8 protein-coding genes are annotated in these 10,757 nt (G+C 72.0%); 3 read left to right on the top strand and 5 right to left on the bottom strand.

Translation table 11 applies throughout. The annotated features are described in order from the left end of the window. Window positions 1–92: 92 nt before the first annotated feature. The 3 genes from TR49_RS15060 to TR49_RS39970 form a co-directional block, all read right to left on the bottom strand. Window positions 93–1,715 carry a cellulose binding domain-containing protein gene (locus TR49_RS15060; protein ID WP_042381857.1) on the bottom strand — a complete coding sequence of 541 codons (1,623 nt, stop codon included), beginning with the start codon at window positions 1,713–1,715 and terminating at the stop codon, window positions 93–95. A 222-nt stretch (window positions 1,716–1,937) separates the two neighbouring features. Further along, entirely contained in the window at window positions 1,938–2,342 is a 405-nt protein-coding gene (locus TR49_RS15065) for a peptidoglycan-binding domain-containing protein (protein WP_042381859.1), read from the bottom strand. A 43-nt stretch (window positions 2,343–2,385) separates the two neighbouring features. After that, window positions 2,386–2,769, bottom strand: a complete 384-nt coding sequence (locus TR49_RS39970) for a hypothetical protein (protein ID WP_052434310.1) — start codon at window positions 2,767–2,769, stop codon at window positions 2,386–2,388. 371 nt (window positions 2,770–3,140) lie between these two features. Here TR49_RS39970 and TR49_RS15075 point away from each other — a divergent pair, with 371 nt between their 5' ends. From TR49_RS15075 to TR49_RS47025, 3 genes are all read left to right on the top strand, one after another. Next, window positions 3,141–5,261, top strand: a complete 2,121-nt coding sequence (locus tag TR49_RS15075; RefSeq protein WP_084724912.1) for an MMPL family transporter — start codon at window positions 3,141–3,143, stop codon at window positions 5,259–5,261. Window positions 5,262–5,341: 80 nt separating this feature from the next. Continuing rightward, a complete protein-coding gene (gene glsA / locus TR49_RS15080; protein ID WP_042381862.1) occupies window positions 5,342–6,622 on the top strand; it encodes a glutaminase A in 1,281 nt (426 codons plus the stop codon). A gap of 219 nt (window positions 6,623–6,841) precedes the next feature. After that, window positions 6,842–8,452: a carbohydrate binding domain-containing protein gene (locus tag TR49_RS47025; protein ID WP_042381863.1), complete on the top strand. Its 1,611-nt coding sequence runs from the start codon at window positions 6,842–6,844 to the stop codon at window positions 8,450–8,452. A 40-nt stretch (window positions 8,453–8,492) separates the two neighbouring features. Here the strand turns inward: TR49_RS47025 and TR49_RS15090 are convergent, their stop codons facing one another. Beyond that, a complete protein-coding gene (locus TR49_RS15090) occupies window positions 8,493–9,710 on the bottom strand; it encodes a MalY/PatB family protein (protein ID WP_042381865.1) in 1,218 nt (405 codons plus the stop codon). A 190-nt stretch (window positions 9,711–9,900) separates the two neighbouring features. Beyond that, window positions 9,901–10,757: Ig-like domain-containing protein (locus TR49_RS15100; RefSeq protein ID WP_042381869.1), on the bottom strand; the 857-nt coding region annotated here is incomplete at its 5' end.

Consider the following 10,757-nt stretch of genomic DNA (forward strand, 5'->3'; position numbering starts at 1 on the left):
GGGCGGGATTTTGGTGGGGCCGCGTTGGCCCCCGGGGCGGCGGCGCCGACGATGGTCGGCACGGCGCCGCCGCGGGCCGGAACCCGTTCGGCTCAGCCGGTGAACCCGGCGAAGATCTTCGAGAACTCGTACGGCGTCTGCGGGACGTTGGTGCACTTGGACAGGCCGCCGGTGCAGGCGTCGGCGTCCCGGGTCATCTCCCAGAAGGCCAGCTCGCCCAGGTGGTTCTGCTGCGCGAAGGTCACCAGCTGCGAGGCGTCGGACAGGCCGAACACCTCCGAGGCGTTGTCGTTCTGCCCGAGCATCGGGGTGACGCCGACCTTGAGCCAGGCCTGGGTCGCCGTCAGGGTGGGCCAGACGGAGAGGATCTGCGCCTGGGTGGCCTGCGCGGACCGGATCGCGTAGGTGCCCATCTGTCCGGCGGGGTTCGGGGCCTCGGAGTCGCCGAAGTCCATGGCCATCACGTTGACCACGTCGACGTTCAGGCCCGCCGCCTTGGCGGACTGCAGCACGTAGAGGCCGTCGGCGGTGAGGCCGGAGGGCAGCACCGGCAGGGTCAGGCTGACCTTGAGGTCCCGGCCCTTCGCGGCCTGCGCCGCCTGGAGCTGGGCGAGCGCCTGCGAGCGGCGGTCGATGGACGCGTGGTCGGTGACAGCCGTGCCCTCGATGTCGAAGTCGATCCGGTCCAGCCCGTAGGCGTCGACGACCTTCTGGTACTGCGCCTCCAGCGCGGCCGCGGTGGTGCAGGACTGGGCGAGCTCGGTGCCGTTCGCCCCGCCGAAGGAGACGCGGACGTCGCCGCCGGTGGCCCGGAACGCGTCGATGTCGGCCTTGTCCCAGCCGGTCGTCGCGTCGTAGGCGCCGAACCAGCTGGCGCTGCACGGGGTGCTGCCGTTGATGACGAACGCGAGCGAGAACTGCTTCAGTCCGCTGTTCGCGGCGAGCGTGGTGAGGCTCGGGGTCGGGTAGGCGCCCAGGTCCACGTAGGGCGCGGCCGCACCGGGGACGCTGCCGCTGCCCGCGACCGCGCTGACGGCGGCCGAGGCGGCCGACTCGTTCCCGCTCGGGTCGAACGCGGAGACGCTGACGGCCAGGCTGCTGCCCTGGATCAGACCGGTGAGCGTGGCGCTGGTCCCGGTGACGGTGGCCAGCACCGCGCCGTTCGCCCACAGGTGGTAGCCGGCGACGGACTGGTTGTCGGTGGCGGCGTTCCACGACAGGGAGACCGAACCGGGGGCGCTGCCGGTGACCTTGAGCCCGGTGGGTGTCGACGGCGGGGTGCTGTCGGCGGGGAGGCCGGCGCAGGGCGCGTTGTTGATGGTGCAGTCGGCGGGGGCCGTCGGCGGGTTGCTTCCGTTCGACACGTCGAACCCGACGACCGCCGCCGTCGCACCGGGGGCGAGGGGGCCCGCCCAGCTGGGCGCGGTGATCGTGTAGTGGTTGCCGCTGGAGCTCAGGGTGCCGTTCCACGCGCTGGTGACGCTCTCCCCGGCGGGCAGGTCGAAGGAGAGCGACCAGGTGGCGACGGCGGCATTGGTGTCGTTGGTGATCGTGTAGCCGGCCTCGAAGCCGCTCGACCAGCTGGAGGTGACCGCGTAGTCCGCGATCAGCCCGGTCGGTCCGCCCGCGGCGTGGGCGGAGGTCGCGGTGGCCGCGGTCAGCGGCACGGCCAGCAGGGCGGCGGCCGTGGCGAGGGACAGGGTGACGCGCCTCATGGGCGAGTCCTCCTCGTCGTTGTCAGGTGACGGCGCGACAGCAGCCGCGCCGCACACGGTAGGTGGGGGTGATCAACCGCGCGGCCCTCCCAACATGGTCCAGACCAATATCCCTCGTCAATAGACAGGTTTCTTAACGGTCCCCTAAGCCGCTGTCAGCAGGACCTGGTGCGCCACAGCGCGGGCCGCCGCCGCGGCCCGCGCTGTGGCGTGTCCCCGCGCTCAGCCGTTGGGGAAGTTGGGCGCGGTCGGGACGTAGGGCAGGCACTGACCGTTGGGCCCGGCGTACGGGTCGGTCCAGTCCTCGTTCATCAACTTGCTGCCGGTCTGCGGACCGACGATGCCGTCGACCTGCAGGTTGCCGTAGACGGCCTGCTGGAACCCCCTGACGGCGCCTTCGGTCTGCGGGCCCCACTGGCTGTCTTCGGCGATGGTCGGCCGACCGCTCAGCCGCAGGTAGTCGTTGACCAGGTGCTGCACGCACCAGACCCCGGTGCCCGAGGTGGTGTGGCCGTACCCGAGCCACGGCGCGCTGGTGGACGCCTGGGCGGTGCCGGCGAGTGCCACGGTGGAGAGCGCGAGGGCGGTGGCCGCCACCAGTCCGCGGCCGATCAGCTTCTTGTACATGGTGTCCTTCGTCAGAGGAATCGGCGGATCAGGGCGCGGTGGGTCAGCAGCTGGTGTTGGAGCTGATCATGATGCCGGTGATGGTTCCGATGCTGCCCATGCTGTTGTATACCGAGCCGGCGTTGGAGAGGCACGAGTACATCGTGGTGCCGCCGTAGGTGGAGCGGATCCACACGGTGTCCTGGTTGCGGGTGTTGACGACCGCGAAGCCCGGCCCGTGGTTGGTGCTCTGGTAGTAGCTGGTGTAGTCCTTGAACTCGGCCACGATGGGGCCGGTCACGCTGGTGCCCGCGTAGATGCACACGTACGGGTAGCCGCAGCCGTCCTGGGAGTCGGCGTGCGCGCTTCCGGCGCCCACGAGGGGCACCGCCAGCGCGGACGCGGTGACTGCGGCGGCGGTTGCCAGCCTCTTGAATCGTGCAAGCACGGGTGTTCTCCGTTTCGTGGTGTCGGTTGCTTTCGGGTGCCCCGGACGGATTCACGGGGGTGGCGCCCGGGCCCTGACACGAGCACCGGCGATCTCGAAAGCGCACCCTCACCCTGCCAGCACCGCCACGGCATGGGCGACCCGCATCCGACGTCCCAGCACCGTCTCAGTGCTTTCCCACGCCGTCCCACCGCCCTTGCGCGGCGCCTCCTCCGCCTGCGCCCGACGGCTTCCGCGCCACTCTGGTCACCGGGTTTCCGAGCTGCGGTTTGAGACGTCTCAAGCACCCTGGACCTCCGGGGCCCGCCGAACAGGTGGCTCCGGACGCGTGCTGCCCGGAAATCCCGAGCGGGCGGTCTAACCTGCGAACGGTGACCAAGGCTGAGGCGGGCGCGGGACTGCTCGGCGGGCTGGGCCGGTTCTGCTACCGGCAGCGGCGCCTCGTGGTGGTCTCGTGGGTCGTCGGCACGCTGGTGCTGCTCGTCGTGGGGATCGGCTTCGCCGCGCCCGCCGACAACGACTTCACCGGCGGGAGGTCGCAGTCGGCGCAGGCCCAGCAGCTGATCAGCGATCACTTCCCGCAGCGCAAGGGCAGCTCGCTGACGCTGGCCGCCGACGCACCGGCGGGCGTGACCACGCCGGCCGTCCGCGCCCGGGTGGACGCGCTGACGGCTCAGCTGGCCGCCTCCGCGCACATCACCTCCGTCCGCTCCCCCTACGACACCCCCGGGCAGATCTCCCGCGACGGCACCATCGCCTTCGCCACCCTCCAGTCCGACGTCAATCCGCTGCCCGCCGCCGAGGTCAAGTCCATGATCTCGGAGGTGGATCGGGCCAGTGGCGACGGCGTGACCTTCGCGCTGGGCGGGGCGGACGTCGTGGGTGCGGAGACCCCGTACGGGGGCGCGTCGGACGCCATCGGGGCCCTGGCCGCGATGCTGGTCATCCTGATCGCCTTCGGCTCGCTGCTCGCGATGGGCGTGACCATGCTGGGGGCGCTCTTCGGCATCGCTACCGGACTGGCCCTCACCTTCCTGCTCGGCTACCTGTTTCCGGCGCCGTCCTTCAGCCCCATCGTGTCCACCCTGCTCGGTCTCGGCGTCGGCATCGACTACGCGCTGTTCATCGTGACCCGCTTCCGCGAGGCGCTCGCCGACGGGGACACGCCGGAGGAGGCCGTCGCCGTCTCCATCGCCAAGGCCGGCCGGCCGGTGCTGTTCGCCGGCGCCACCGTGGTGATCGCCATGCTCGGGCTGTTCGTCGTGCAGCAGCGCCTGCTCAACGCCACCGCCGTGGCCGCGTCCGCGACGGTGCTGATGACGATGATCGCTGCGGTCACCCTGCTGCCCGCGCTGCTGGGCTTCGCCGGTCACGGCATCGACCGCCTGAAGCTCCCCTACCTCGGCCGCACCGGCTCGCGCAGCCCGATGGCCGAACGCTGGGCCCGGGTGATCCAGCGCCGCCCGGTCACCGGCCTGGTCGCCGGGGCCGCGCTGATGATCCTGCTGGCCATCCCGGCCTTCTCGATGCGCCTCAGCTTCGAGGACAACAGCACCGAACCCCATGACACCAGCGGCTACGCCTCCCACCAGATCCTCAGCCGGGGCTTCGGCGCAGGGTTCGACGCGCCGTTCGTCGTCGTCGCCTCCCTGCCGCCGGGCGGCGCGGACCTGGGCGCGCTGGCCGACGCGGTCGCCCGGACCCCCGGCGTCGCCGCGGTGACGACGCCGCAGCTCAGCCAGGACGGGAAGGCGGCGCTGTTCGTCGCCTACCCGACCACCGCGCACCAGGACGCCGCGACCCCGAAGCTGCTGGACCGGCTGCGCGGCCAGGTGGTTCCGGCGGCCGTCGCGGGGACCGGGCTGGTGGTGCGCGTGGGCGGTCCCACCGCGGGTGACACCGACTTCGCCGCCGAGGTCGCCGCGCGGCTGCCCTACCTGATCGCCACGGTGATCGGCCTGGCGCTGATCCTGTTGCTGGTGCTGGTGCGGTCGGTCGCGATCGCGATCAAGGCCGCGGTGATGACGCTGCTGTCGGTCGGCGCGGCCTTCGGGGTGCTCGTCGCCGTCGTCCAGTGGGGCTGGCTCGGGCCGCTGCTCGGCTTCCCGACCACCGCTCCGATCACCGCCTGGGTGCCGCTGTTCATCTTCCCCATCCTGTTCGGGCTCTCCACCGACTACGAGGTGTTCCTCGTCTCGCGGATCCGCGAGGAGCACGACACGGGCCGGAAGACCCGGGAGGCCGTGGCCCGGGGCCTCGGCCGCACCGCCCGGGTGATCACCGCGGCTGCGGCGATCATGGTGACGGTCTTCCTCTCGGTGCTCGCCACGCCCGACATCGCGGTCAAGGAGTTCGGTCTGGGCCTGGCGGTCGCGGTCTTCCTGGACGCCACGGTGGTCCGCATGGTGCTGGTCCCCGCGATCATGGAGCTGCTCGGCTCGGTGAACTGGTGGCTCCCCCGCTGGCTGGACCGTCTGCTGCCGCACATGTGAGTCCGCGTCGCGCTCCGCCTCGCCCTGACGCCGGGCTCCATCCGTTGCGGGCCGGAGCTGCGGCGCCCAGCATGGAGGGCATGGCCCGCGAGATCGCTTCCGAGGTGGTCGGCGAGCTGCTCACCGAGCTGTGCCGCGCCCACGGCGCGGACGCCTCGGGCGACCTCGCCGCGTACATCCCGCCGCTGGCGCTGGCCGACCCCGGGGCGTTCGGGCTGGCGCTGGTGAGCCGCGAGGGCCACCGGTACCAGGCCGGGGACGCGGAGATCCGGTTCACCATCCAGTCGGTGTCGAAGCCCTTCGTCTACGCCCTCGCCCTCACCGAGCTGGGCCTGGCCGAGGTCACCAGGCATGTCGGGACGGAGCCCAGCGGCGAGGCGTTCAACGCGATCAGCCTCGAACCCGGGACGGGGCGTCCCGCGAATCCCATGATCAACGCCGGGGCCATCGCAACGACGGGGATGCTGGCGGCGGAGGGCCCCGAGGAGCGCTTCACCCGCGTCCTGGACGTCCTGGGCCGGTTCGCCGGACGCGGGCTCGATGTCGACGAGGAGGTCTACCGCGCCGAGGCACAGACCGGTGACCGCAACCGCGCGCTCGCCCACCTGATGCGGGCCTCCGGATCGCTGCGCTGTCCGCCGACGGAGGCGGCGGAGGTGTACTTCCGGCAGTGCGCGGTGCTGGTGGACACGGTCGACGTCGCAGTGATGGCCGCAACGCTGGCGGCGGGCGGCCTCAACCCGGTGACCGGGGAGCAGGTGGTGCCGGAGCCCGTGGCCGTGCAGGTGCTCGCCGTGATGGCGACCTGCGGGATGTACGACGGCTCCGGGGAGTGGCTGCTGCGGGTCGGACTCCCCGCGAAGAGCGGGGTCTCCGGCGGGGTGATCGCGGTCAGCCCCGGGCGCTTCGGCGTGGCCGGCTACAGTCCACCGCTCGACGCCGCCGGAAACTCGGTGCGGGTCGTCTCGGCCCTGCGCGAGCTGTCCGACCGCTTCGGCCTGCATCTGATGCACAATCCGGCGCCCAGCGCGCCCACGGTGACCGAGGCCTGGCGGGACGGCGGGCGGCTCGCACTGGTGGCGGCGCAGGGGGCGCTCGACTTCACCGCGGCCGAGCGGGTGGTGCACGCGGTCGGCGCGTGCCTGCCGGACGAGCAGCCCGGCTGCCTGGTGCTGGACCTGCACCGGGTCACCGACGCCGACGCCGCGGCGCTGGCCCTGCTGCGCGGCGTGATCGCCGCGGCCGCCTCGACGGGGCTCCTGGTGGGGCTGGTCGCCGCGCCGGACATGACGCTCGGCGATCGCGCGACGGTGCACGACTCCCGGGACGCGGCGATCGCCTGGGCGGCGACGGCGGGCTGATCCACCCTCAGCACCTTTGCGGCGGCCGGACACAGGCCCGTTGAGACACCGACCGACGGACGACCAGCGGCATTGGTCCAGACCTATTGACGGGCCCCGGGCGCCTTTCCTACGATCCCGTCCGGCACAGTCCCACCTGTCCCCACCTCATCCAGAGCCGGGCGCCATGCCCCCACAGCTCAGTCATGCCCATGGCGTTCGGCGGGAAGGGAGCACAGCATGTCCCGTCCGAACAGGGCGACCGCACAACGCGCACTCGCCGGGATGAGCGCCGCCGCTTTCATCGGCGCCTGCCTCGCCGTCGCCGGGTCCGTCACGGCCGGGGCCGCGACCACCAATCTGGTGACCGACCCCGGGTTCGAGAACGGACTGACCGGCTGGACCTGCTCGGCCGGCTCCGGCACCGTGGTGAGCGCCCCGGTCCACTCCGGGACCGCAGCGCTCCAGGCCACCCCCACGGGCCAGGACGACGCCCAGTGCAGCCAGAGCGTCAGCGTGCAGCCCAACTCCTCGTACACGCTCAGCGCGTACGTCCAGGGCAGCTACGTCTACCTGGGCGCCACCGGCACCGGCAACACAGCCGACCCCTCCACGTGGACGCCGAGCAGCGCGTCGTACAGCCAGCTCAGCGTCTCCTTCACCACCGGGGCGAACACCACGTCGGTCACGGTCTACCTGCACGGCTGGTACGGGCAGCCCGCGTACGACGCGGACGACGTGTCGCTCACCGGCCCGAGTGGCGGCCCCTCGCCCAGCGCCTCCCCGACGACCAGCACCTCGCCGACCCCCAGCGCCTCACCCACCACCAGCAGTTCACCCACCACCAGCGCCTCGCCTTCCGTCAGCGCCTCGCCGAGCAGCTCGCCCACGGGCGCGACCTGCGCCACCAAGCCCCGGCCGGCGGGCAAGGTCCTGCAGGGCTACTGGGAGAACTGGGACGGCGCCGCGAACGGCGTCCACCCCGGCATGGGCTGGATCCCGATCACGGACAGCCGCATCGCCGCGCACGGCTACAACGTCGTCAACGCCGCCTTCCCGGTCATCCTCTCGGACGGCACCGCCGAGTGGCAGGACGGCATGGACACCGGCGTCAAGGTCGCGACCCCGGCCGAGATGTGCCAGGCCAAGGCGGCCGGGGCGACGATCCTGATGTCGATCGGCGGCGCCTCCGCCGGGATCGACCTGAGCTCCAGCACCGTCGCCGACCGGTTCGTGGCCACCATCGTCCCGATCCTCAAGACGTACAACTTCGACGGCATCGACATCGACATCGAGACCGGCCTGACGGGCAGCGGCAACATCAACACGCTGTCCGCCTCCCAGGCCAACCTGGAACGCATCATCGACGGCATCATGGCGCAGATGCCCGCGGGCTTCGGCCTGACGATGGCCCCCGAGACGGCCTACGTCACCGGCGGCAGCGTCACCTACGGGTCGATCTGGGGCGCCTACCTCCCGATCATCAAGAAGTACGCCGACAACGGGCAACTGTGGTGGCTCAACATGCAGTACTACAACGGCAGCATGTACGGCTGCTCCGGCGACTCCTACCAGGCCGGCACGGTGCAGGGGTTCACCGCGCAGACCACCTGCCTGAACAACGGCCTGACGATCCAGGGCACCACCGTCAAGGTGCCCTACGACAAGCAGGTCCCCGGCCTCCCGGCCCAGCCCGGCGCGGGCGGCGGCTACATGGCCCCGAGCCTGGTCAGCCAGGCGTGGAACGCCTTCGGCGGCTCGCTCAAGGGCCTGATGACCTGGTCGGTCAACTGGGACGGCTCCCTGGGCTGGACCTTCGGCGACAACGTCCGCTCCCTCCAGGGCCGCTGACGCCCTGTGTGTCCTTGCCCCCGTTCCCCGTCGGCATCGCTCACAGCGCCGTGACGGCCGTGGTGAGACGCCGGATCGCCTCGTCGACGGTGGAGCGGGGGCACCCCAGGTTGACGCGCATGTAGCCGTGGCCTTCGCGTCCGAACTTCTGCCCCTTGTCCAACCACAGGCGGGCGCGGGTCAGCATGAAGTGGTCGAGGGCGGGGGCGTCCAGCCCGAGCCCCCGGCAGTCCATCCAGGCCAGGTAGAGCGAGTCGGCCGGCAGGACCCGCACCCTGGAGGTCGCGCCGTTGACGGCCTCGGCGAACCGGGCGTGGTTGCCGCGCAGGTAGGCGAGCATCTCCTCCAGCCAGGGCTCCCCGTGCGCGTAGGCGGCCTCGGCGGCGACCATGCCCAGCACGTTGACCAGCGGGAACAGGTTGCGCTCGTACTGCCGGGCGAGCTCCTCGCGCATCCTGCGGTTCGGCACGAAGACGTTCGCGCTCTGCAGGCCGGGCAGGTTGAACGCCTTGCTCGGGGCCGTGCAGGTGATGCTGTTCTGCGCGAACCCCGCACCGAGGGAGGCGAACGGGACGTGCCGTCTGGCCGGGTTGAGGACCAGGTCCTGGTGGACCTCGTCGGAGACCACCAGCACGCCGTTGCGGGCGCAGATCTCGCCCATCGTCGTCAGCTCGTCCTCGGACCAGACGTTGCCGGTCGGGTTGTGCGGATGGCTGAGGATGAACAGCTTGGTGTCGGGCCGGATCGCGGCCTCGAACGCCTTCGCGTCGAAACGGTAGCCGTCGTCGGTGCGCTCCAGCGGGGCGTAGGCGAGGTGACGCCCGTTCAGCAGCACGTCGTCGTGGAAGTGCGCGTACACCGGCGGCTGGATCAGCACCGAGTCCCCCGGCGCGGAGAACGCCTGGACGGCGGTCTTCAGCGTGGTGATGATGCCGGCCGTCTGGAGCACCCACTCACGCGGCACCTCCCAGCCGAACCGCCGGGCCTGCCATCCCGTCACGGCGTCCAGATAGCTGTCGGTCGCGCCTCCGGGATATCCGAAGACGCCGTGGTCCACGGCGTCGTGCAGGGCGTCGATCACCGCCTGCGGGGCCCTGAAGTCGGTGTCGGCGACCCACATCGGCAGCGGATCGGCGGCGGCCTCGTCCGGCGCCAGGAACTCCCGGGCTCGGGCCCACTTCATGGAGTTGGAGTTCTTCCGGTCGATGACCTCGTCGAAGATCGATCCCGGCGGGCCTTCGGCGGTGTTTCTTGCCATGCCCGGAGACTAGCCCGCCGCCGGCGCCGAGTCCGCGAACTCGAGGCGGGCGGCGTCGTCCTCGGCTACCGCGCCGTCGCCGACGCCGCAGCCCTCGCCCACGGGCTCGGGGCCTTGGTCTTCGCCACCTTGCGCCGCCCCGAGATGGTGGACGATTTCGACGCGGCGCTCGCCGCCATCCCCCAGGTCGTCAGCCCCCGCCCGCTCCCGCATCCCGCGCCGAGCGAACCGTGACCGTGACGCCCGTGACGCTGGGGCCTCCCGTGTCGGCGTCGAGCGTCACGGGGCCATGGATCGTGTTGCCGGCGCAGGAGCTCGTGGCGCCGGGCCCCGCGCCGAGGAGGAGGTAGCCGGTGGGGCCGTGGACGGTGACCGGTCCGTCGATGGTGGCTCCGCAGACGGCGAGGGCCGCGGCTCCGTCGGCGGACAGGGGCCCGTGAACCTGCGCGCCGAGGACGGCCAGTGCCCCGCCCGGCCGGACGGTGACGGGGCCATCCTGGCTGCCACCACCGCCGAGACACAGTGCGCGATCCGCGCCGACGGTGAGCGGCCCGTGGTGCGCGGTGGTGATGCAGGGCTCGCTGAAGCCGACGGTGATGCCGGTCGGCCCGGTGGTGGCACTCGGCTCGAAGGCGGGGTCGCCGCTGTAAACGGCGGTGACCTGATGCGTCCCGGGCTGGAGCTTCCCCGTGGTGAAGCCGGCCTGACCGTTGTTCAGAGGGACCTGGGCCAGGGGCGTCGTGCCGTCGTAGAAGGTGACCGTGCCGGCGGGGGTGCCTGCGGCGGGGTTTCCGGGACCGACCGTGGCGGTGAGGGTGACAAGGTGCCCGAACAAGGGCGTGGGCGTGTCCGCCGCCAGCATGGTGGTGGTGCCGTAGTGGAAGGAGACGGTGGCGTGGCCGTCGCCGTGGTTGACGCCCTGCAGGAGCGAGACGGCGGTGGCGGCCGGGGCGGCGTAGCTGCTGCCGCCGCCACCTCCGGCTCCGTAGAGGTCGCCCGGGTTGCCGCCGCCGGATCCTCCCGCGCCTCCGAACCAGCCGCCACCAC

Source organism: Streptacidiphilus melanogenes (assembly GCF_000787835.1).
GTDB lineage: Bacteria > Actinomycetota > Actinomycetes > Streptomycetales > Streptomycetaceae > Streptacidiphilus > Streptacidiphilus melanogenes.